The sequence below is a fragment of the Kitasatospora sp. NPDC008115 genome, from assembly GCF_042957205.1.
In the GTDB taxonomy this organism is placed as follows: domain Bacteria; phylum Actinomycetota; class Actinomycetes; order Streptomycetales; family Streptomycetaceae; genus Kitasatospora.
The window spans coordinates 68,760-89,892 of the sequence record NZ_JBIBHU010000025.1 but is presented as its reverse complement, the minus strand read 5'-3'; the positions used below and the strand labels follow the sequence as shown (position 1 = coordinate 89,892).

The 21,133-nt window shown below is 76.5% G+C and carries 17 protein-coding genes; 9 read left to right on the top strand and 8 right to left on the bottom strand.

Annotated features, from left to right (window positions below; translation table 11 throughout):
* The first annotated feature begins 55 nt into the window (after nt 1–55).
* Nucleotides 56–1,072 carry a helix-turn-helix transcriptional regulator gene (locus ACFZBX_RS27960; protein ID WP_391536555.1) on the top strand — a complete coding sequence of 339 codons (1,017 nt, stop codon included), beginning with the start codon at nt 56–58 and terminating at the stop codon, nt 1,070–1,072.
* Here the strand turns inward: ACFZBX_RS27960 and ACFZBX_RS27955 are convergent.
* Entirely contained in the window at nt 1,063–1,734 is a 672-nt protein-coding gene (locus ACFZBX_RS27955; RefSeq protein ID WP_391536554.1) for a DinB family protein, read from the bottom strand. The genes ACFZBX_RS27960 and ACFZBX_RS27955 overlap by 10 nt on opposite strands.
* 97 nt (nt 1,735–1,831) lie before the next feature.
* Entirely contained in the window at nt 1,832–2,263 is a 432-nt protein-coding gene (locus ACFZBX_RS27950; protein ID WP_391536553.1) for a carboxymuconolactone decarboxylase family protein, read from the bottom strand.
* A 192-nt stretch (nt 2,264–2,455) separates the two neighbouring features.
* Between ACFZBX_RS27950 and ACFZBX_RS27945 the strand changes: the two genes are divergently transcribed.
* Entirely contained in the window at nt 2,456–5,398 is a 2,943-nt protein-coding gene (locus ACFZBX_RS27945) for a BTAD domain-containing putative transcriptional regulator (RefSeq protein WP_391536552.1), read from the top strand.
* Nucleotides 5,399–5,609: 211 nt separating this feature from the next.
* Here the strand turns inward: ACFZBX_RS27945 and ACFZBX_RS27940 are convergent, their stop codons facing one another.
* Nucleotides 5,610–7,790 carry a protein kinase gene (locus ACFZBX_RS27940; RefSeq protein ID WP_391536551.1) on the bottom strand — a complete coding sequence of 727 codons (2,181 nt, stop codon included), beginning with the start codon at nt 7,788–7,790 and terminating at the stop codon, nt 5,610–5,612.
* A gap of 358 nt (nt 7,791–8,148) precedes the next feature.
* Between ACFZBX_RS27940 and ACFZBX_RS27935 the strand changes: the two genes are divergently transcribed.
* The 4 genes from ACFZBX_RS27935 to ACFZBX_RS27920 all read left to right on the top strand — a co-directional run bounded on the left by ACFZBX_RS27935 (nt 8,149) and on the right by ACFZBX_RS27920 (nt 14,669).
* A complete protein-coding gene (locus ACFZBX_RS27935; protein ID WP_391536550.1) occupies nt 8,149–8,904 on the top strand; it encodes a hypothetical protein in 756 nt (251 codons plus the stop codon).
* A gap of 1 nt (nt 8,905) precedes the next feature.
* Nucleotides 8,906–10,843, top strand: coding sequence for a DNA polymerase Y family protein (locus ACFZBX_RS27930; RefSeq protein ID WP_391536549.1), 1,938 nt, complete (start codon nt 8,906–8,908; stop codon nt 10,841–10,843).
* Nucleotides 10,844–10,912: 69 nt separating this feature from the next.
* On the top strand, nt 10,913–14,194 hold the full coding sequence (locus ACFZBX_RS27925) for an error-prone DNA polymerase (protein ID WP_391536548.1): 3,282 nt from the start codon (nt 10,913–10,915) through the stop codon (nt 14,192–14,194).
* A 124-nt stretch (nt 14,195–14,318) separates the two neighbouring features.
* On the top strand, nt 14,319–14,669 hold the full coding sequence (locus ACFZBX_RS27920; protein ID WP_391536547.1) for a hypothetical protein: 351 nt from the start codon (nt 14,319–14,321) through the stop codon (nt 14,667–14,669).
* A gap of 21 nt (nt 14,670–14,690) precedes the next feature.
* Here ACFZBX_RS27920 and ACFZBX_RS27915 read toward each other — a convergent pair whose 3' ends face one another.
* Entirely contained in the window at nt 14,691–15,179 is a 489-nt protein-coding gene (locus ACFZBX_RS27915; protein WP_391536546.1) for a hypothetical protein, read from the bottom strand.
* 89 nt (nt 15,180–15,268) lie between these two features.
* Nucleotides 15,269–16,099, bottom strand: a complete 831-nt coding sequence (locus ACFZBX_RS27910) for a TIGR03084 family metal-binding protein (RefSeq protein WP_391536545.1) — start codon at nt 16,097–16,099, stop codon at nt 15,269–15,271.
* Nucleotides 16,100–16,315: 216 nt separating this feature from the next.
* On the opposite strand from ACFZBX_RS27910, the gene ACFZBX_RS27905 reads away from it, so the two are divergent.
* Nucleotides 16,316–17,125, top strand: coding sequence for a LuxR C-terminal-related transcriptional regulator (locus tag ACFZBX_RS27905; RefSeq protein ID WP_391536544.1), 810 nt, complete (start codon nt 16,316–16,318; stop codon nt 17,123–17,125).
* 18 nt (nt 17,126–17,143) lie between these two features.
* Here the strand turns inward: ACFZBX_RS27905 and ACFZBX_RS27900 are convergent, their stop codons facing one another.
* Genes ACFZBX_RS27900 through ACFZBX_RS27890 form a run of 3 tightly spaced genes read right to left on the bottom strand, consistent with a single transcriptional unit; the run spans nt 17,144 to nt 19,909 of the window.
* Nucleotides 17,144–18,676, bottom strand: a complete 1,533-nt coding sequence (locus ACFZBX_RS27900; protein WP_391536543.1) for an AMP-binding protein — start codon at nt 18,674–18,676, stop codon at nt 17,144–17,146.
* 52 nt (nt 18,677–18,728) lie between these two features.
* Nucleotides 18,729–19,109, bottom strand: a complete 381-nt coding sequence (locus ACFZBX_RS27895) for a MerR family transcriptional regulator (protein ID WP_391536542.1) — start codon at nt 19,107–19,109, stop codon at nt 18,729–18,731.
* A gap of 32 nt (nt 19,110–19,141) precedes the next feature.
* Nucleotides 19,142–19,909 (bottom strand): SDR family NAD(P)-dependent oxidoreductase, encoded by a 768-nt coding sequence (locus tag ACFZBX_RS27890; protein WP_391536541.1) that lies wholly within the window; start codon nt 19,907–19,909, stop codon nt 19,142–19,144.
* Nucleotides 19,910–20,080: 171 nt separating this feature from the next.
* Between ACFZBX_RS27890 and ACFZBX_RS27885 the strand changes: the two genes are divergently transcribed.
* Together ACFZBX_RS27885 and ACFZBX_RS27880 are read left to right on the top strand one after the other, a co-directional pair.
* Complete coding sequence (locus tag ACFZBX_RS27885; protein ID WP_391536540.1) at nt 20,081–20,539, top strand: group II truncated hemoglobin; 459 nt, start codon at nt 20,081–20,083, stop codon at nt 20,537–20,539.
* Nucleotides 20,536–21,099, top strand: a complete 564-nt coding sequence (locus ACFZBX_RS27880) for a GNAT family N-acetyltransferase (protein WP_391536539.1) — start codon at nt 20,536–20,538, stop codon at nt 21,097–21,099. Before ACFZBX_RS27885 ends, ACFZBX_RS27880 begins: the two co-directional genes overlap by 4 nt.
* Nucleotides 21,100–21,133: the final 34 nt, after the last annotated feature.

The following is a 21,133-nucleotide window of genomic DNA, read 5'->3' as shown; positions in this document are numbered from 1 at the left end:
ACTCTGGCGCCCGTACCTGACACCTTCTGTCAGGTACGGGCGCCAGAATGGGGCCATGCGCGCCGACCGGCTCCTCGCCCTGCTGCTCCTGCTCCAGAACCGCGGCCGGATGACCGCCGGCGAGCTCGCCGCCGAGCTGGAGGTGTCGGTCCGCACCGTCTACCGGGACGTCGAGGCGCTGGCCGCGTCCGGCGTCCCGGTGACCGCCGACCGGGGGCCCGAGGGCGGCTACCGGCTGATGGACGGCTACCGCACCCGGCTCACCGGGCTCACCGACGCCGAGGCCGACGCGCTGTTCCTCACCGGAGCCCCCGGACCGGCCCGCGACCTCGGCCTCGGCGCGGTGCTGACCACCGCCCAGCTCAAGCTCCAGGCGGCGCTGCCCGCCGAACTCGCCGACCGCACCCGCCGGGTCCAGGACCGCTTCCACCTGGACGCCCCGGCCTGGTTCCGCGACGCCGACCCGGTCGCCCATCTGGCCCCGGTCGCCCGGGCGGTGTGGGAACAGCGGGTGCTGCGCGTCCACTACCGCCGCTGGCGCGGCGAGGTGAACCGGGAGCTGCACCCGCTGGGCCTCGTCCTCAAGGGCGGCATCTGGTACCTGGTCGCGGGTGCGGCGGGCGTCGCGGACGCGGAGGGTGCGGCGGACGCGGAGGGGACTGGTTCCGCGGGGCCGGCCGTCCGCACCTACCGGGTCTCCCGGCTGCTCACCGTCGAGGTCGCCGAGGAGACCTTCGAACGCCCCGCCGGCTTCGACCTGGCCGCCCACTGGGTGGAGACCGCCCGCCGGCTGACCGCCGCCCTCCACCAGCAGACCGCCCGCCTGCGGATCTCCCCGCAGGCCCGCTGGCTGCTCCCGATGCAGTTCGGCGCCGCCGGCACCCGGGCCCTGGACACCGAGGGGCCGCCCGACGGCGAGGGGTGGGTGGAGGTGGACCTCGCGGTCGAGAGCACGGCGGTGGCCGTCGGCGACCTGCTGCGGCTGGGCCCGGAGGCCGTGGTGCTCGGCCCGCCCGGGCTGCGGGAGGCCGTCGCGGCCGCCGCCACCGCCGTCGCCCGCCGCTACGCCTGAACCGGCGGTTCGGCCCGGGCCTCCTGTGCTTTCTGTGCCTCCCGGGCTTCCTTGGTCTCCTTGGTCTCCTGGGTCTCCCGGGCTTCCCGGGCGGCACGTTCGACGCGGGCCCGGTGACCGGCCCACCAGGCCTCGTCACCGGGCGCCATGTTCTCCCCGCCCCGCCGCTGGCCGGTCGCGCCGTCGACGAGTTCGCGGACGACGTCGGCGTGCCCGGCATGCCGCTGGGTCTCGGCGGTCATGTGGGCGAGGCTGTGGTGCAGCGTCACCTCGCCGCCCCCGCCCCACGGCAGCCGGCCGACCGCGTCCAGCGGCAGCGCGGCGATCGTCGCGTCGGCGTGCGCGCAGGCCGCGCGGTACAGGCCGACGATCCGCTCCCGGCTCTCCTCCGGGGTCGCCCAGAAGTCGGAGTTCGGCTCGGAGTCCCCGGTGATCCACGGCCGGGGCGCGTCGAACGGCCGCCCGAAGGTCTCCCCGAAGTACATGGCCTCCGCCGCCGTCGCGTGCTTGACCAGTCCCAGCAGGTTGGTCCCGGTCGGCGTCAGCGGCCGGCGGACGTCGTACTCGGACAGCCCTTCGAGCTTCCACAACAGGGCGTCCCGGGCGTCCTGGAGATAGACGAGCAGGTCCTTCTTGAACGCCTCCGGCGTCTCCTCGGTCATGCCGGCCAGTCTGCCGCCGCCGCTCCCGTCCTTCACCGTCTTTTTCGGCCCGGGGCCGGCGCGGTCACGGCCTGTCCAGGTCAAGGCCTGTCCACGATCACCGCCCGTCCACGGGCAGCAGACCGCGCTCGCCGAAGACCTTCCTGGCGACGAAGGTGGCGTTCAGCGCCTTGGGGAAGCCGCAGTAGGCGGCGGAGTGCAGCAGGGCCTCGGTGATCTCGGCGGGTGTGAGGCCGACGTTGAGCGCGGCGTTGAGGTGCACCTCCACTTGCGGCTCGCAGCCGCCGAGCGCGGTGAGCATGCCCAGGGTGACCAACTGCCGGTCACGCGGCGGCAGTCCGGGCCGGCTGTAGATCTCGCCGAAGCCCCAGGCCACGATCTGGTGGGCGAGTTCGGGGTGGATGTCGGCGAGCGCGTCGACCACCCGCCGCCCGGCCTCGCCGTCGACGGAGGTGAGGACGGCCAGCCCCCGTTCGAATCGCTCCTCCCGCGTGGCGGCGGCGGTGTCACTGTCCCTGTTCGTGCTCATGGGGGCTCTCCGTTCCCGGGTCGGGTCGTACGAGGTGCGTCGTGTGATCGAAGCTATGAGTTGGAGTCCACTCGAAGGCAAGCATCGCCGCCACGGCCCCGGCGGTCGCCGCTCCACCGGATCTGAGCAGCGGGAATGCCGGTGGCTATCATGCGGACGGGGGAGTCGTACCGGCACGGGGGGAGTCGATCGGTGGACCACGGGGAACGGCGGGACGGGCTGCGGTTCGAGGTGCTCGGGCCGGTGCGCGGCCTGCGGGACGGGACGGAACTGGCGCTCGGCTCGCCGCAGCAGCAGGGGCTGCTGCTCGCGCTGCTGTTCCGGGCCGGCCGCCAGGTGTCGGGCGCCCAGCTGGTCGACGACCTGTGGGGCGAGGAGCCGCCGGCCAGCGCCCACGGCGTCATCCGTACCTATGTGCACCGGCTGCGCCGGGTCCTCGGGCCCGAGGTGCTGGCCTCGCTCGGCGGCGGGTACCTGCTCGTCGCCGACCCCGACGGCCTGGACACCGCCCGCTGCGAGGCGCTGCTGGCCCGCGCCCGGACGCTGCGCGCCGAGGGGCGGCACGCCGAGGCGGCGGCCGCGCTGCGGGCGGCGCTGGCGCTCTGGCGCGGCGAGCCGATGTCCGGGGTGCCCGGCCCCTATGTGCAGCGCCAGCGCCGGGAGTGGGAGGAACGCCGGCTCACCGTCCTGGAGTCGGCCCTGGAGGCGGAGGTCGACGGCGGCCGGTGGGCGGAGTCGGTCGCCGAACTGACCGCCCTGGCCGAGGAGCACCCGCTGCGCGAGCGCCTCTCGGAGCTGCTGATGCTCGCGCTGTACCGCTCCGGACGGCAGGCGGACGCGCTGGAGGTGTACCGGGCGGCCGACCGCCGGCTGCGCACCGAGCTGGGCGTCGCCCCCGGCCCGGGGCTGCGCGACCTGCACGGGCGGATCCTCGCGGCGGACGCGACCCTGGCGGCGCCCGCCGGACCGGCGCCGGTTATCGCGGCTGCTGTCTTTGCCGAGGCCGGGGCCGAGGCCGGGCCGCCGGCCGCGGCCGATCCGCCCACCCTGCTCAGGCCCGACCAACTCCCCGCCGCCGTCGCCGACTTCACCGGCCGGTCGGCCGAGGTCGAGGCGGTGCGGGCCGCCCTGCGCGAGCCGGGCCTGATGCCCGTGGCGGCGGTCGCGGGCATGGGCGGGGTCGGCAAGACCGCGCTCGCCCTGCACGTCGCGCACGGCCTCGCCGAGGAGTTCCCGGACGGCCGGCTCTACCTCGACCTGCACGGCGCGGACGGCCGCCCCACCCGCCCCGAGGAGGCGCTGGCGGTCTTTCTGCGCTCCTTCGGCGTCCCCGGCGAGGCGATCCCGGCGGGACTCGCCGAACGGTCCTCCCGCTACCGGTCGTTGCTCGCCGGGCGGCGGGTCCTCGTGCTGCTCGACAACGCGCGCGACGCCGAGCAGGTCCGGCCGCTGCTCCCGGGCGGCGCGGGCTGCGCCGTCCTGGTCACCAGCCGGACCCGGATCGGGGCGCTGCCCAACGCCCGCTTCACCGAACTGCCGGTGCTGCCCGCCGAGGAGGCGGTCACCCTGCTGACCAGGGTGATCGGCGCCGGGCGGGTGGCGGCCGAGAGCGAGTCGTCCCGTGAACTCGTCCGCCTCTGCGGGCAGTTGCCGCTCGCGGTGCGGATCCTCGCGGCGCGGCTGGCCTGCCGTCCCGGTTGGAGCGTCGCCCGGCTGGTCGAGCAACTGGGCTCCGAGCGGTACCGGTTGGACGTGCTGCGCAGCGGGGACCTCGCCGTCGACTCCTCGTTCCGCTTCGGCTTCGACCTGCTGGACGCCGAACAGGCCCGCGCCTTCAGGCTGCTGGCCGTCCCGGAAGTGCCGGACCTGTCGGCGGAGGAGGCGGCGGCCGTCCTGGACCGGCCGGATCCGGCCGCCGAGTCGCTGGCCGAGTCGCTGGTGGACTGCTCGATGCTGGAGGTCGCGGCGAGCCCCGACCGCTACCGCTACCACGATCTGCTGCGGGCCTTCGCTCGGCGGGTCGACCGGTCCGCCTGCCCGGGCGACGAGGCGGAGCGCGACGCCGAACGGGCGGCCGTGCTGGCCCGGTTGGTGGACCACCACCACGCCAGGGTGACGGCCGGGCCCCGGAGCGCCGGGGACTACCTGGCCGTCGGAGCGCTGGTACGCCAGTGCGCGGAGCTCCCCGGCCGCTCCCCGGGGGCGGCGCCCGGCCTCGACCGGCTCGCCGAACTCCTGCTGGACGTCTGCCTGTCGGCGGACTCCGGGCACGCCACCCGGCCGCTCGGGCACGCCGCCAACGCCCTGCTGCGCGCCGCCCTTCAGGAGGGTGACCGGACCGCCGAGGCCCGGGCGCGCCTGGTGCTCGGCCGGCTGCTGGCCGAGGTCGGCTCCGCGTCGTCGGCCCTGGCCGAGCTGCTCCGGGCCCGCGACCTGTGCACTGCGCACGGCCTGCCGCAGCCGCTGCTCGCGCTCGCGCACGGGTCGCTCGCCGCCTGCTTCGTCCAACTCGGTCGCCCGGACGAGGCGGTGGCCGGGTTCTCGGCCGCCGTCGCGGTGTGGCAGCGGACCGGCGACCGGCGTGCGCTGGCCGCCGAACTGCTGGAACTGGCGGCGGCGTTCGCCCGGCAGGGCCGCTTCGGCGCGGCTGGCCGGGTGGTCGACCAGGCCCTGGTGATCGGCCACGACCTGGCCGACCGCGAACTGGAGGCCCGCGCCCGGGACTCGCTCGGCTCGATCGCCCACGACCTCGGCCGGCACGACCATGCGGCCGCCCACCGCCGCGCCGCCCTCGCCCTGACCGACCCGGACGACCACCGGCGCACCGGCCGCCTCCTGCTGCGGCTCGGCGAGTCCCTGCGCGCGGCCGGACGCGGCGCGGAAGCGGCGGAGGCCGCGGAGCGCGCGGTCGAGGCGCTCACCCTGGACGGCGACCACCGCGGCCGCGGCCTGGCCCTCGCCGCCCTCGGCGACGCCCTGCCCGACCCGGCCCTGGCCCGCCCCTACTGGGCCGAGGCCCACGCGATCCTCGCCCCGATCGGCGCACCGGAAGCCGACCGGCTCCTCCCCCTCCTCGGCACCCCCCACCCACCCGACCCACCCCGCCGCCCCTGGCCCTCCTGGCTCCCGGCCTGACCCCGCCACGGAGGGCGTCCGGTCCTGGCGCCCCTGCTACGGACCTGCCCCACCACGCGGTGCCGTGGCCCGGCGCGAGCGGCCGGGCTGCCCTGGCTCCTGGCCGGAGGAGGTCCGCTCCCTCGGGGAGTTGCTGCCGTAGCAGCCGGTAGGGATCCCGGTCCCGGCGGTGATGGCCTGGTGCGCCCGGGCGGGCGCACCAGGGGCCTGATCAGGCCGCGGAGACCGTCCACACCTGGTCGGTGGAGCCCGCGCAGGTGCGGACCGTGGCGGGCACGCCCGGGCCGGCGGCGGAGAGGCAGCGTTTCGCGTCCCGTGCGACGGTCACCACGTAGCCGCCGGGCACCGGGAAGAACGACCAGACCTGGCCCGGGGCGGTGGCGGGGGGCACCGGCCGGTACGCCAGCTGCGTCTGGGCGCGGGTCTCCTCCAGGTTCAGGACCTTGGAGTACTCGGTGGCGCCGTTGGAGAGGGCGTACCCGCCCTCCACGTAGGGGGTCAGCTGCCAGATCCCGCCCGTGCCGCCGTCGTCCGAGGCCATGATCACCGGGTTGCCCGGCCGGTTGAGCGACGCCTGGTCGTACAGCACGGACCCGCCGTTGGACAGCCGGACGTACGGGGGCAGCGGGCCGCCCGGCTGGGTCGGGGGCTTGATGGGCGGGTCCGTCGGGACGGTGCCGGGCGGCGGGGACGGGGGCGGCGTGGCGGTGTACGGGGGAGGGGTGGAGGTGTACGTCGGCTTGGGCGCGTAGGTGTAGTCCGGGGCGGGGGGCACGGTCCGTCCGGGAGCGGAGGTGTAGGCCGGGACGCTCGGCGCCGGGGCGGCCGTGTAGGCGGGGCGCTCCGGCGTCGAGGGCTGCCCGGGCGCCGGTGAGGGGTCGGGCGGGGCGGCCGGTGCGCCGCCCGGGGCGGCTGAGCCGGCGGGTACGTCCGGAGCGGGGAGGGGCGGCGCGCCCGGGGTGTTCGCGGGGGCGTTCGACGGGGCGCCGACCGCCGCTCCACCCGCCGCTCCACCGGCGCCCGCCACCCCGGCGGCCGGAACGCCGCCCGCCGGAACGCCGGCGCCGCCCACGGCTCCCGCCTCGGGAAGCGGCGCGCCCGGCAGGACCGGCGCGCTCGGCGAGGGGTCCCCGGACGGGGTCGGCGCGCCGGGGGAGGGGGACGGCGCGCCCGGGTCGGGGAGCAGCCCGACGGGTGCCGTCAGCGGCAGTCCCGCCTGGCCGGAGGAGGCGGCGGTGGCGGCCCGGACGTCGGCCGGACCCCCCTCCCGGTGCAGTACGACGGCCGCGGTGGCGGTGATCGCGCAGCAGAGCGTGGCCGCGCCCGCCACCAGCAGGGTCCGGCGCCGGGTGCCGAACAGTGCCGCCCGCCACCTGGCCGCACGGCCGGGCGGAGCGGAGGCCCCGTTCCCGGCCCCGCCCCCGTCCGCGACTGCCGGACGCACCGCCGACCCGGTGGCCCGGAGCGCCGCCAGCGCGCCGGTCGACCGGACCACCGCCGCCCAGGCCGGCCCGGAGGCCAGGCCCTCCGCCGGTTCGCCGGCGAGGGCCGCCAGGACGGCCGCGGCCATGCCGGCGGCGTCCGGCCAGCGCAGTGCCGGGTCCTTCGCCATGGCCCGTTCGACCAGGGCCCGGACCGGGTCCGGGACCTCGGCGGGCAGTGGTGGCACCGGGTCGGTCAGGTGCTTCAGGATCAGCTCCAGCGCGGTCTCGCCCTCGAACGGCAGCCGTCCGGCCAGGCACTCGTAGAGCACCACCCCGAGCGCGTACAGGTCCGCCGAGGCGGTGACCGTACCGGTGGAGGCCTGCTCGGGTGCCTGGTAGGCGGCGGTGCCGAGCACCATCCCGGGCACGGTGAGCCGGGGGTCGCAGCCGGGGCGGGCGATGCCGAAGTCGGTGACGACCACGTGGCCGTCGCGCACCATCAGATTGGCGGGCTTGATGTCCCGGTGGACGATGCCGGCCTCGTGCGCGGCCTGGAGAGCGCCCAGCACCTCCAGTGCCAGGCCGAGCGCCTCGGGGACGTCCAGCGGGCCGCGCCGTTCCATCACGGTGCTCAGCGGTTCGCCGTCGATCAGCTCCATGACCAGGTAGGCGACCGGGCGGGCGGCGGGTTCCGGGGGCGCGCCCCAGGAGGGGACGGCCTCGGTGGTGCGGCCGGGGCCGAAGTCGTACACGCCGACGATGCCGGGGTGCTGGAGCCGGGCCATCACCCGGGCCTCGTCGTGGAACCGTTCCGCGAAGCCCGGTTCCTCCAGCAGCGCGGGTTTCAGGACCTTGACGGCCACACGGCGGTCGAGCACCTGGTCCTGGGCGAGCCAGACGTCGCCCATCGAACCGCCGCCGAGCCACTCGTTCAGCCGGTAGCGGTCACCGAGCGTGGTGCCACGCATGATTCTCCTCGACCTCGTTTCGTCATCGCGACCGCCGCCGGGGCCGGGAGGGCCCTCGGTCGCACCGGCTGATCCTGCCGGTCGGAAATAAACGCAGGCTTGGCGTGGGCACTGAAACCCCCGCCTCAGCGCCCGACGCTCCGTTCAACGGACTATCGACGACACCCTATGCGCAGCCGGATGGTGACGCGACATCAGGTCGCGTCGACCCCGTTCGGGCGGGGGTGGGACGCGGGTGCGACCGCCGTGACCGGCGTGCGCGAGCGTGTGCCCCCTCTGGGTGGACACGGAGAGTCACCGGCCCAATGCGGGCGATTCGGACTTGAATCTTTACGAACGGATGTTCGATCCTGGGGGTGTGCCCGTTTTCGAATCTGTTTTCGAATCCACCCTGGAGCGGAAGCCCGCGCTCCGACCGGTGGCGTCGACCGCTGCCCCCGCCCGGGGCCTGCTGCCGGTGGTGCCCGCGCTGCGCGGGCTGCTGCCGGAGGGCGGGCTGCGGCGCGGTGCGGCGGTGTCGGTGGCGGGCGGGGACGCCGGGCTGTTGCTGGCGCTGGCCGCCGGGGTACGGGAGACCGACGGCGGCTGGGCCGCGGCGGTCGGGTTGCCGGACCTCGGGCTGGCCGCGGCCGCCGGGTACGGGCTCGACCTGCGGCGGCTGCTGGTGGCCGACGACCCCGGACCGCATTGGGCCGAGGTGGTCTCCGTCCTGGCCGGCGCCGTCGAGCTGATCATGCTGCGCCCGGACGGCCCGGTGCCGCCGAACCTGGCCGCCCGGCTGGCCGCCGTGCTGCGGCGCAGCGGCTGCGTGCTGCTGGTGGCCGGGCCGTGGCCGGGGGCCGGGCTGCGGCTGGGCGTGCGCTCCGGGCGCTGGTTCGGGCTGGGGGACGGGCACGGGCAGCTCACCGGGCGGCAGGTGGAGGTGGTGGCCGAGGGGCGCGGCTCGGCGGGGCGCGGGCGGACGGCCCGGCTCTGGCTGCCGGACGCGCAGGGCGCGGTGCGGACCGTGGAGGAGACGGTCGGCGCCGCGACGGTGGACATGGACGTGAACGTGGTGGGGGAGGACGCGGTGTCGGGGGCCGGGGTGGGCCTCGACCGTATGGCGGTGGTGTGAGATGACCGGTGGAGAGGTCGCCGGGTCCACCGGGACGGGTGGCGCGGTCACCCCCCGGGTGCTGGTGGTGTGGTGTCCGGACTGGCCGGTGGTGGCCGTCGAACGTCCGGGGGAGGCCGAGGGCGCCCCGGTGGCGGTGGTCGAGGGCGGCCGGGTGCTGGCCTGCTCGGCGGCGGCCCGGGCCGCCGGGGTGCGGCAGGGGCAGCGGCTCAAGCTGGCCCAGCGGCTCTGCCCGGCGCTGGAGCTGCGCGACCGTGACCCGGAGGCGGAGGCCCGGCGGTTCGAACCGGTGGTCGCGTCGGTGGAGGCGTTCACCCCCAGGGTGGAGGTGCTGCGCCCGGGGCTGTGCGCGATCCCGGTGAAGGGGCCGGCCCGCTACTTCGGCGGGGAGGAGGCCCTGGCGGCGAAGGTCCAGGGGGCGGTCACGGCCGCCCTGGCGGCGTCGGCGGCGGTCGCCGGCCCCCAGGTGCACCCTGCGGAAGCCGTCCCCCAGGCGCACCCCGCGGACGCCGAGCCGGCCGGGAGTCGCGACGACGGCGAGGCCGAGGGCCGCCAGGGCGCCGGCCTGGCCGAGGTCGTCCCACTGCACCCCGCCGACGCCGAGCGGACCGGGGGGCGGCGGACCGCCGGAGTGGACGAGCTGTTCGCCGCCGCACCCGCCGCCCGGGACGGCGCCCGGGGCGGCTTCGCCCGCCCGCCCGCCTACCCGCCGACCCCCGCCCCCGGGGCCGTGTCCGCCTCCGCCGCCGCGCCGCACCCGCTCGGCCGGGTCGGCGTGGCCGACGGCCTGTTCGCCGCCGTGCTCGCCGCCCGCGCCGGGGTGCTGGTCCCCGCCGGGCGGACGGCGGAGTTCCTCGCGCCCTACCCGGTGGCCGCGCTCGGCGACGCCGACCTGGCCGAACTGCTGGAGCGGCTGGGCCTGCCCACGGTCGGGGCGTTCGCCGCGCTGCCCGCCGAGTCGGTGGCCGACCGCTTCGGCCCGCCCGGCACGGTGGCGCACCGGCTGGCCCGCGGTCTGCAGCCGCGCCCGCTGGTGCCGCGCGCCGAGGGTCCCGACCTCTCCGTCGAGCAGCGCTTCGACCCGCCCGAGCCGCTCGCCGAACCGCTGGTGTTCGTCGCCCGCACCCTGGCCGAGCGGCTGCACCGGCGACTCGCCGGGGCGGGGCTGACCTGCCAGCGGGTCGCCGTCGAGGTGGAGTGCGCCGACGGCCGGACGGTCGCGCGGCTCTGGCGGCACGAGGGACGGCTCTCGGCGACGGCGCTCGCCGAACGCGTCCGCTGGCAGCTCCAGGCCTGGCAGAGCACCGGCACCTTCGACCGGGGCGGTGACCGCGGCGACCCCGGCGACCCGCACGCCCCCGAACCGGGCGGCTTCACCGCCCTGCGCCTCGTCCCCGACGACCTCACCCCCGACCAGGGCCGCCAACTCGCCCTCTGGGGACAGGCGGTGGCCGACGACCGGGTGGAGCGCGCGGTGGCCCGGGTGCAGGCGGTGCTCGGGCACGCCGGGCTGCGCCGGATCGAGCCGGCCGGCGGCCGGGGGCCGGACGACCAGGTGGTCCGGGTGCCGTGGGGCGAGCCGTACGACCCGGCGGCGCCGGCCGACGCGCCCTGGCCGGGGCGGGTCGGCGGGCTGCGGGACGTCTGGCCGGCCGTGGTGCACCGCGTCCCGGTGCCGGCGGCAGTGCTGGACGGTGACGGGCGGCCGGTGACGGTGGACGGCCGGGCGGGGGTGTCGGCCCGGCCGGCCACCGTGGCGGTGCGCGGGCGGGAACTGGCGGTGGACGGCTGGACCGGACCCTGGCCGGCGGTGGAGTACTGGTGGGACCAGGCGCGCGCCCGCCGCCGGGCCCGGTTCCAGGTGACGGTGGCGGGCGGGCGGGCGCTGCTGCTCACGGTGGAGGGGGGTGCCTGGTTCGTGGAGGCCGGGTACGACTGACGGCCGGGCCGTCCGCAGCCGAAAGAACAGGGGGGCAGGAAGCACACGAGAGACCGAAGGCCCACCCCGATGGGATTCACCAGCCATCCCTTCCTCCCCTGGAGCGAGCTGCACCGGCGGATGTCCGGCGGCGACGTCGTCCCGCTGCACCCGCCCGCGCCCGCGCCCGGCGTCCGGACCGGCGCTCCTGCGGGCGCCCCCGACGGTGGCCCCGCCGAGCCCGTCGGGAAGCGGCCCGACGGAGAGCAGCCCGCCGGACCGGCCTGGGCCGAGCTGCACGTCCACTCCGCCTTCAGCTTCCTCGACGGCGCCAGCGACCCCGAGGCACTGGTCGCCGAGGCCGCCCGGCTGGGCGTCGAGACCCTCGCGCTCACCGACCACGACGGCCTCTACGGCGCGGTCCGGCTCGCCGAGGCGGCCCGTGGCACGGGCGTTTCCACCGCCTTCGGCGCCGAACTGACGCTCCGTCAGGAACGGGGCGGCGTCGAGCACCTGCTCGTCCTGGCCCGCGACCCGGAGGGCTACCGCCGGCTCTCCGCCGTCATCGGCGCGGCCCAACTCGCGGGCGGGGCCAAGGGGAACCCGGTCTACGACTTCGCGGCCCTCGCCGACGCGCACGGCGGCCACTGGGCGGTGCTCACCGGCTGCCGCCTCGGCCGCGCCCCCGCCGCCCTGGCCGCCGCCGGAAGCGGCCCGGCCGACCCCGAAGACCAACTCCGCACCCTCACCGAGGCGTTCGGGGCGGAGAACGTCCACGTCGAGCTGATCCACCAGTGGCTCCCCGGCGACGACCTGCGCAACGACGCCCTCGCCGCGCTCGCCGCCCGGCTGCGCCTGACCACCGTCGCCTCCACCAACGCCCATCACGCGAGCCCCGCCGAGGGCCGGCTCGCCCAGAGCCTGGCCGCCCTGCACGACCGCCGCACCCTCGCCGAGGCGGCCGGCTGGACCCAGGCCGCCGGCACCGCCCATCTGCGCTCCGGCCGCGAGATGGCGGCCCGGCTGGCCCGCTTCCCCGGCGTCCGCGAGGCCACCGTGGACCTCGCCCGCGCCTGCGCCTTCGACTTCGCCACCCTGGACCCGGAGCTGCCCGGCTACCCCGTCCCGCCCGGCCACACCGAGATCAGCCATCTGCGCGCACTGGTCGCCGAGGGCGGCCCGGCCCGGTTCGGGCCCGGAAACGGCCCGGCCCGGCGCCAGCTCGCCCGGGAGCTGGACGTCATCGAGACGCTGGACCTGGCCGGCTACTTCCTGATCGTCCACGACATCGTCGACTTCTGCCGCCGGGAGTCCATCTGGTGCCAGGGGCGCGGCTCGGCGGCCAACTCGGCGGTCTGCTACGCGCTCGGGATCACCGCCGTGGACCCGGTGCACTACAAGCTGCTCTTCGAACGCTTCCTCTCCACCGCCCGCGACGGGCCGCCGGACATCGACCTGGACATCGAGAACCGCCGCCGCGAGGAGGTCATCCAGTACGTCTACCGCCGCTACGGGCGCGAGCACGCCGCCCAGGTCGCCAATGTGATCACCTACCGGCCCCGGCTGGCTCTGCGCGACGCCGCCCGGGTGCTCGGCTACCCGCAGGGACAGGTGGACGCGTTCAGCCGGCAGGCCGACTTCCGCTCGCCGCCCGGCGCGGACGCCGTCGTCCCCGCCGACGTGCTCGCGCTCGCCGGACAGCTCCACGGCCTGCCGCGCCACCTGGGCATCCACTCGGGCGGCATGGTGCTCACCCGGGAGCCGATCGCCGGGATCTGCCCGACCGAGTGGGCCCGGATGCCGGGGCGCTCCGTGCTGCAGTGGGACAAGGAGTCGGTGGCCGGCGCCGGGCTGGTCAAGATCGACCTGCTCGGCCTCGGCATGCTCGCCGCCCTGCACGACACCTGCGACCTGGTCGCCCGGCACCACGGCGAGCAGTACGACCTGGCGACCATCCCGGACGACGACCCGGGCGTGTACGCGATGCTGCGGCGGGCCGACACCGTCGGCGTCTTCCAGGTCGAGTCGCGCGCCCAGATGGCCACCCTGCCCCGGCTCAAGCCGGACCACTTCTACGACCTGGTGGTGGAGGTCGCGCTGATCCGGCCCGGCCCGATCCAGGGCGGCTCCGTCCACCCGTACCTGCGCCGGCGCGCCGGGGTCGAGCCGCCCGGCTGCCCGCACCCGCTGATGGAGAACGCGCTCGGCAAGACCCTCGGGGTGCCGCTGTTCCAGGAGCAGATGATGCAACTCGCCATCGACTGCGCCGGGTTCACCCCCGCCGAGGCGGACCGGCTGCGCCAGGCGATGGGCGCCAAGCGCTCGCACGAACGGGTCGCCCGGCTGCGCGAGCGGCTGCTCGACGGCATGGCCGGGCGCGGCATCCCGGAGGAGGTGGCGCAGGACGTCTACACCAAGATCGAGGCCTTCTCCAACTACGGCTTCCCGGAGAGCCACGCGATCAGCTTCGCCTACCTGGTGTACGCCAGCGCCTGGCTCAAGTACCACTACCCGGCGGCGTTCACCTGCGCCCTGCTGGCCAACCAGCCGATGGGCTTCTACTCGCCGCTCAGCCTGATCTCGGACGCCCGGCGGCACGGGGTGCGGGTGCGCGGGGTGGACGTCAACGCCAGCGGCGCCGGACCCACCCTGGAGCCGTACCGGGGGCCGACGCCCACCCCGCCGCTCACCGCCGGGAAGCCGCAGCCCGCGATCCGGCTCGGCCTGGACACCGTGCGCGGCATCGGCGCCGCGCAGGCCGAGGCGATCGCGGCCGGGCGGCCGTACGCGGACCTGGAGGACTTCGCCCGCCGCACCGGGCTGCCCGCGCCGGGACTGGAAGCGCTGGCCGCGGCGGGCGCGTTCGGCTGCTTCGGGCTCGGCCGGCGGCAGGCGCTCTGGGCGGCGGGCGCCTTCGCGGGCGTCTCGGCGGACCTCATCCCGGGCACCACGCCCGGCACCGAGGCGCCGCAACTGCCCGCGATGACCCCGGTCGAGGAGACCATCGCCGACCTCTGGGCCACCGGGACGTCCGCGACCAGCCACCCGCTCCAGCACCTGCGCGCCCATCTGGAGCGCGGCGGCGCGCTCTCGGCCGCCGAGCTGCCGGACGTTCCGGCGGGGACGGCGGTGGTGGTCGGCGGCCTGGTCACCCACCGGCAGCGGCCGCCGACGGCGGGCGGGGTGCTCTTCCTCAGCCTGGAGGACGAGACCGGGCTGATCAATGTGATCTGCAGCCGGCCGGTCTGGGAGTCCCAGCGCCGCACCGCCCTGGACCGGGCCGGGCTGCTGGTGCACGGGCACGTCGAGCGGGACCGGGGTGCCACCAACCTGGTCGCCACCCGGCTCACCCCGCTGCGGATCGGACTGTGACGGGTGCGGATGATCGTCCCCATGGACTCGACGCCGTTGCCGCAGAGCGCAGTTCCGGGCGGGACCCACCGGCCGGCGCGATCCGGCCGGCCCGGCGGTCCTGCCCGGGCGCGGCCGGCACGAGTTGGCGGACGCCTTCGAGGCCTGGGGGCTTTCGGCGCTGGCCGGCCTCTGGGCGCGCCCCCGGCCCTTCCCCTCCCTCGCGGCCGGCCCCGAACCCGGCCGCGTCCGCGCCGAACTGGCGGGCTTCGACCCCGGCCGGATCAACGAGGATCCCGGACTCCTGCCGGGCGGCGACGAGGACGCGGCCGAGGAGGCCGAATGGCTGGTCGGCGAGTCGCTCCCGGCCTGGACGGCGGGCGCCCTGGAGCGGGGCGGCGGGCTGCTGCTCCTGCGTGACGGCGGGAGGCAGCGGCAGATGACCGGCGCGGCGCAGTCGTGGGGGGTGCCTGCGCCGCGCCGGGGTCCATGGTGACCGGGCCCTCCGGCGGGCCGGTCAGAACGCGGGTTGGTCGTTCAGCTCGACGATCCGCAGATCGCTCAGGCGGACGGTGTACCAGACCTCCTGGCCCCCGCCCCCGCCCCAGAACTCGGTGAGCCGGACCGAGGCGAAGCCGTACTCCTCCTTCACCTGCTGGGCCGACCAGTCCACCGGCACGTTCTGGGCCCGGAACACCGGGTCGGCGCCGTGCTGCTGCGCCCAGGCGTCGAGGCGGAGGTTCAGGTGCGGGGCGAGGTGTCGCTCGCGGACGGCCCGCGGGCTCTCGCCGCTCTCACCGAGCACCGCCCGCCGGTACTCCTCGAAGAACGTGACCACCTCGTGCGCGGCCGGTGTCCCCGCCCGGACCTGCGCCGGGGCGGCGGCCCCGGTCCGCCCGGCGGGCGGCGCGAACGCGGCCTGGGCGGGGGTGGCGACGAGACCGCCCACGGCGAGCAGGGCGGCGGCCCCGGCGAGGGCGGTGCGCAGCGGGTTCATTCGCGTCATGCCCGAAGTCCATCATTCGACGACGAACCCTGTATATCGCCGAAACGTGTGGTTTGCCGTGCAATGCGGCGTATTTGACGCATCATCCGCTAAAGCGACGACCCTGCCTCCCGGTCCGCTCCGGGCGGTCCCGCGAAGGCCTGGGCGATCGGAAGCCAGGCCGTCGCCACCTCGCCGACGGCGGTCAGCGCGAGGTCGTCCCGGTGCCGGCGCCGGGTGACCAGCAGGCAGAAGTCCAGGGCCGGGCCGGTCACCCGGTCCCCGGCGTCGGCCGGTCCCCAGGTCCACGACCCGCCGTCCGGCGCGGTCAGTTCCACCCGCACCGGGGTCTGCGGGGCGGGCAGCCCGTGCACGGTGAACGCGAACCCCATCGTCCGCACCCCCAGGTGCGCGACGTGCCGCAGGCGCGCCGTCGGCTCCCGGCGGACGCCGAGCGCGTCCGCCACGTCCTGGCCGTGCGCCCAGGTCTCCATCAGCCGCGCGGTGGCCATCGACGCGGCCTTCATCGGCGGGCCCAGCCAGGGCAGCCGGGCGTCGGCCGGCACCGCCGCGAGCGCGGCCGCGAGCCGCTCCCGCCCGGCCCGCCAGCGGGCCAGCAGTGCGGCCGGCCGCTCGCCCGCCCCGCGCGCCGCGCCGTCCTCCACCGGGTCCGCGCCGGCCGCCGGCAGTTCGCCGAAGACCCGGCCGGATTCGGCGACGAAGGCCTCCGGATCGCGCGCGGCCAGCTCCGACCAGTCGTCCGTCCAGGCCAGGTGGGCGATCTGGTGCGCCACCGTCCACCCGGTCGCGGGTGTGTCCAGCGCCCAGTCGTCGGGGTCCAGGGCGGCGACCAGTCCGTCCAGCACCCCGCTCTCGGCCCGCAGGTCGGCCAGCAGCCCGGCCAGGACGGACGAGCTCTCGGGAACGTTCGGATCGGCCATGGATCTCCCCTTCGCAACGGTCGGAAACCTTGGAAACATCGGAAGCCCCGGCGGGCCGCAACGGGCCATGGGGGTGACCCGCCGGTAACCCCGCGCCCGCACCCTACGCCGCCGCGCCCGCGCCCACCCGGAACTCCGCGCAACTCCGCACGACACGCGCCCCGAACACGTTCGCGACCCCTCCCCACCACCGGGAGGTCGTGTGACAATCGCGCGATGACGACCGCCCCGACCGCGTCGAAGCGCGGCGCCGAGGCCCCGGACGGCCTCGCCGCCCGGGCCGCCGAGCTGGTCCGGGACGCCGTGCTCGGCGACCTCGCCCGCCGGGTGATCGCCGACTGCGGCGCCGACGTCGGCCTGGTCGGCGTGCCCGAGCCGGGCGTGGCCGGGGGCGGGGGCGAGGGCATGGTTCTGCGGCACTGGGCCGGCACCCGGGCGGACCTGCTGCACGACCTCCAGGTGTCGGCCGGCACCGGCCTCGGCGGCCGGGCGCTGGCCGAGCGGGCGCCCAGTTGGGCCCCCGACTACCGGGCCGACACCACCATCTCCCACCACTACGACGCCGCCGTCATCGCCGAGGACCTCTACGCGATGCTCACCGTGCCGCTGCTGCACGACGGCACGGTGCACGGCGTGGTGTACGCCTCGCTGCGCGCGGTGGTCCCGTTCGGGGACGTCCGGATCGCCGCCGTGGCCGGGCTCGCCGAGGCCGCCACCCTGGCCCTCGCCGGGGCGGCCGCCTGGCGCGAGCCCCCGGCCGCGCCGACCCCGGCCCCCACCGCCACCGCCGCTACCGGCGCCGCTTCCGGCGCCGCACGGGCACTCCCGCACACCCCGCTCACCCGGCGCGAGCACGAGGTGCTCCGCTGGGCGGCGACCGGCCGGACCAACCCGGAGATCGCCGCCCAGCTCGGCCTCACCTGCAACACGGTGACCGGCTACCTGAAGAGCGCCATGCACAAGCTCGGCGTCCGCAACCGCACCGAACTCGCCCTCACCGCCCGGGAATCCGGCCTGCTCGGCTGAATCCCCCGGCCGGACCGGTCAGTTGACCTTGCGCTCGCGCCCCGACCAGTACGGCTCGCGGAGCCGGAACTTCTGCAGCTTCCCGGTGGTCGTGCGCGGCAGCGCGTCCCGGAACTCCACCGAGGTGGGCGACTTGTAGCCGGCCAGCCGCTGCTTGCAGTGCGCGATGAGGTCCGCCTCGCCGGTCTCCGCGCCCGGCTTCAGCACCACCAGCGCCTTGACCGTCTCCCCCCACTTGGCGTCCGGCACGCCGATCACCGCGGCCTCGGCCACCGCCGGGTGGTCGTAGAGGCAGTCCTCCACCTCGATTGAGGAGACGTTCTCCCCGCCGCTGATGATGACGTCCTTCTTCCGGTCCGAGATGGTCAGGTAGCCGTCGGTCAGGACGCCGCCGTCACCGGTGTGGAACCAGCCGTCCCGCAGGGCCTCCGCGGTGGCCTCCGGCTGTTGCCAGTAGCCGTCCAGCACGACGTTGGAGCGGACCAGCACCTCGCCCTGCCCGTCCACCCGCACCTGGTTGCCGATCGCCGGGGCACCCGCCTGCACCAGCTTCTCCGCCCGCTGTTCGGCGGGCAGTTCGTCCCACTCGGCGCGGGTGCGATTGACCGTCACCACCGGCGAGGTCTCGGTCAGGCCGTAGATCTGCATGAACTCCCAGCCGAGTTCGGACTCCATCCGCTGCACCACCGAGGTCGGCGGCGGCGCGCCGGCCACCACCATCCGCACCCGGTCCCGGCCGGGGACCGGCCCGTCCCACTCGGCCGCCGCGTCCAGCACCATCTGCACCACCGCCGGCGCGCCGCACAGGAAGGTCACCCCGTGCCGCTCGACCCGGCGCAGGATCTCGGCGCCGTCCACCTTGCGCAGCACCACGTGCCGGGCGCCCAGCCCGGTGAGCGAGAACGGCAGGCCCCAGCCGTTGGCGTGGAACATCGGCAGGGTGTGCAGGTAGACGTCCCGGTCGCTCGCCCCGAAGTGCAGGGCCATCAGCGTCGCGTTCAGCCAGACGTTGCGGTGGGTGAGCTGAACGCCCTTGGGGCGGGCGGTGGTTCCGCTGGTGTAGTTGATGGTCGCGGTGTCGTTCTCGTCGATCGCGTACCGGCGCGGCGCGTGCTCGAAGTCGTACAGCAGCGCGTCGCTGGCCGACCCGATCACGAACTTGTGCTTGGCGACCACCCCGGCCAGCGGCTCGGCCAGTTCCGGGTCGACCAGCAGTACCGAGGCGCCGCTCTGCTCGACGATGTACGACACCTCCTCGGCCTTCAGCCGGAAGTTCACCGGCACCAGCACCCGGCCGTGCCCGCTCACGCCGAACAGCGAGGTCAGCAGCCGCGCCGAGTTGTGCGACACGATCGCGACCCGCTCGCCGGGGCCCACGCCCAGCCGGTCGAGCCCGGCGGCCTGCGCCCGCGCCAGCCGCGCGATCCGACGGTACGTCAGATCGGCCCAGGGTTCGGCCGGTTGAACCGGTTCGTCGACGATGCCGACCCGGTCGCCGTAGACCAGCTCGGCCCGGTCGAGGAAGTCCATCACGGAGAGTGGAATCTGCATGGGCCCCACTGTCCTCCGCCCGCCGCCCCCTGCACACCCCCGATCGGGGGTGTCACCCGGACGGGCCCCACGCCCGGGAAACGGTGGCCTTCTGCGCGGCCTCGATCGCGGCGGCCAGCCGGTCCCGGGCCTCGGTCTGGGCGGCGATCCGGCGCTCCAGCACCGCCAGCCGCTCCCGGGCGATCCGCAGCGCGCCGGCCGACGGCGGCCCCAGCGCGTCGCGGTCCAGGCACCCCAGGAACGGCCGGACGTCCTCCAGGGTGAACCCGGCCTCCAGCAGCGCGCGGATGTTGCGCACCCGCACCACCGCCGCCTCGTCGTACACCCGGTAGCCGTTGGGCGCGCGCCCGGAGCCGATCAGCCCGGCCTGCTCGTAGTGCCGCAGGGCCCGGGGGGTCGTCCCCGTGGCCCGCGCCAGCTCGCCGATCAGCACCCGTGCTCGCCCCCGTCCGTCTGCCGCGCCGCTCAGCCCACCACCGCGCCCCCGTCCACCGGCAACACTACGCCGGTCACGAAGGAGGCCCCGGGCGAGGCGAGCCGGGTGATCGCCCAGGCCACCTCGGCGGCGTCGCCGATCCGGCCGAGCGGGGTGCTCGCCAGCTGCCACGCCCGCAGGGCCGCCCGTCGCTCGGGGCCGATCCCGGCGTGGTCGCCGATCGGCGTCTCGATCGCGCCCGGCGCCACCGCCACCACCCTGATGCCGCGCGGTGCCAGCTCCACCGCCCAGCTGCGGGTCAGCGAGTCCACCGCCGCCTTGCTCGCCGCGTAGGCCGAGTTGCTGGGCCAGCCGCGCTGCCCGACGGCGGTGCTGACGTTGACGATCACGCCCCGGCTCGCCGTGAGCGCGGGCAGCGCGGCCTGGGCGAGGAGGACCGGCGCCGTCAGATTGGTGGCCAGCAGCGCGCCGACGCCCTCCGGGGTGTAGTCGCCGAGCGTCGCGTGCGGCGCGATGCCCGCGTTGTTGACCAGGACGTCCAGCCGTCCGAACCGCTCCAGTGCCGCCCGGACGACCAGTTCGGGACCGTCCGGCGCGGTGATGTCCGCGGCCACCGGCACGATCCGTCCCGGCCTCCGCTCCGCCGTTTCCGCCAGTGGCTCCGCCCGCCGCCCGACGGCCACCACCCGCACCTGCGTCCCCTGTTCGGCGAAGGCCCACGCCGTCGCCCGCCCGATCCCGGTCCCCGCCCCGGTGACCACCACCACCCGGAGCCCCTGCGCCACTGTCCCGTTCATGCCCGCAACCCTCCGACCCTGCCGCCAACGGCAAGGTCAAGCCCGGCCCGGAACGGAGGTCCGGGCTCCGGTTGGTGAGCCGGCGGCGAACAGGGGGCCGGGAGGAGGCGGGCCCGGCGTTCCACTGCTAGGAAAGGCGGCAGGAGATCCGCCCACGGGGGAGAGAAACCGATGACCGACCACCGCTCCGGCAGCCTGTACGACGCGATCGGGGGCCTCGACGCCCTGCGGCGGCTGAGCAACACCTTCTACCAGGGCGTGCTCGCCGACCCGCTGCTCGCGCCGGTCTTCGCGCACTTCACTCCCACCCACATCGAGCACGTCGCGCTCTGGCTGGCCGAGGTGTTCGACGGCCCGGACCGCTTCACCACCGACCTCGGCGGCCACCAGGCGCTGCTCCGCGCCCACCTCGGCCTCGCCATCACCGAGCAGCAGCGGCTGCGCTGGATGGAGCTGATGGCCGAGGCGGTGCGCAAGGAACTGCCCGAGGACGGGCTGCTGCGGACCCGCGTCCTGGAGTACTTCGACTGGGGCACCAGGATCGCCGAGGACGTCTCCGCCTCCCCGGCCGGCACCGACCTCGGCGAACCGGGGCCCACCCCGCGCTGGGGCTGGGAGGGCCTGCGGTGACGACCGCGCCCACCGCCGGTGCCCCGAGCGCCGAGGGGCTGCTGCTGCGCCCCTTCCGGGCGGACGACGCACCCGCCCTGATCGACATCCACCGCGACCCGGTGCTGCGCCGCTACGTCCGCAACCGGGTGACCGGCCCGGACGAGGCCGCCCGCTGGCTGGAGACCGAGGACCGGGGCCGGCGCGAGGGTGGCCGGTACTCCTTCGCCGTCCTGGAGGAGGGCGTGCTGGTCGGCCAGGTCGTGCTCAAGCGCGGCGCCCCGGGCAGTGCCGGCTCCGAGGTGGGCTACTGGACGGCCGCCGCCGCACGCGGCCGGGGCGTGGCCCCGCGCGCGCTGGCGGCGCTCACCGCCTGGGCGGCGGAGGCCTTCGCCGCCGACGGGCTGGTCCGGTTGGACCTCTTCCACGAGGGCGACAACGCGGCGTCCTGCCGGGTCGCCGAGAAGGCCGGCTACCCCTTCGAGGCCCTCGTCCCGGCGGCCCCTCCGCGCTACCCGCTCGACGGCCACTGGCACAGCCGGCCCGCCGGGGGCGCCGGGGCCTTCGGGACCGCCGGATAACGACTGGACGGGGGCGGCGATCGAGGTCAGAGTG

Excerpts from the sequence above, each read along its gene's own strand:
- ACFZBX_RS27905 (WP_391536544.1), top strand. The coding sequence starts at position 16,316 with ATGACGACCGCCCCGACCGCGTCGAAGCGCGGCGCCGAGGCCCCGGAC.
- ACFZBX_RS27930 (WP_391536549.1), top strand. The coding sequence starts at position 8,906 with ATGACCGGTGGAGAGGTCGCCGGGTCCACCGGGACGGGTGGCGCGGTC.
- ACFZBX_RS27885 (WP_391536540.1), top strand. The coding sequence starts at position 20,081 with ATGACCGACCACCGCTCCGGCAGCCTGTACGACGCGATCGGGGGCCTC.
- ACFZBX_RS27955 (WP_391536554.1), bottom strand. The coding sequence starts at position 1,734 with ATGACCGAGGAGACGCCGGAGGCGTTCAAGAAGGACCTGCTCGTCTAT.
- ACFZBX_RS27910 (WP_391536545.1), bottom strand. The coding sequence starts at position 16,099 with ATGGCCGATCCGAACGTTCCCGAGAGCTCGTCCGTCCTGGCCGGGCTG.
- ACFZBX_RS27890 (WP_391536541.1), bottom strand. The coding sequence starts at position 19,909 with ATGAACGGGACAGTGGCGCAGGGGCTCCGGGTGGTGGTGGTCACCGGG.
- ACFZBX_RS27925 (WP_391536548.1), top strand. The coding sequence starts at position 10,913 with ATGGGATTCACCAGCCATCCCTTCCTCCCCTGGAGCGAGCTGCACCGG.
- ACFZBX_RS27900 (WP_391536543.1), bottom strand. The coding sequence starts at position 18,676 with ATGCAGATTCCACTCTCCGTGATGGACTTCCTCGACCGGGCCGAGCTG.
- ACFZBX_RS27950 (WP_391536553.1), bottom strand. The coding sequence starts at position 2,263 with ATGAGCACGAACAGGGACAGTGACACCGCCGCCGCCACGCGGGAGGAG.
- ACFZBX_RS27940 (WP_391536551.1), bottom strand. The coding sequence starts at position 7,790 with ATGCGTGGCACCACGCTCGGTGACCGCTACCGGCTGAACGAGTGGCTC.
- ACFZBX_RS27915 (WP_391536546.1), bottom strand. The coding sequence starts at position 15,179 with ATGACGCGAATGAACCCGCTGCGCACCGCCCTCGCCGGGGCCGCCGCC.
- ACFZBX_RS27960 (WP_391536555.1), top strand. The coding sequence starts at position 56 with ATGCGCGCCGACCGGCTCCTCGCCCTGCTGCTCCTGCTCCAGAACCGC.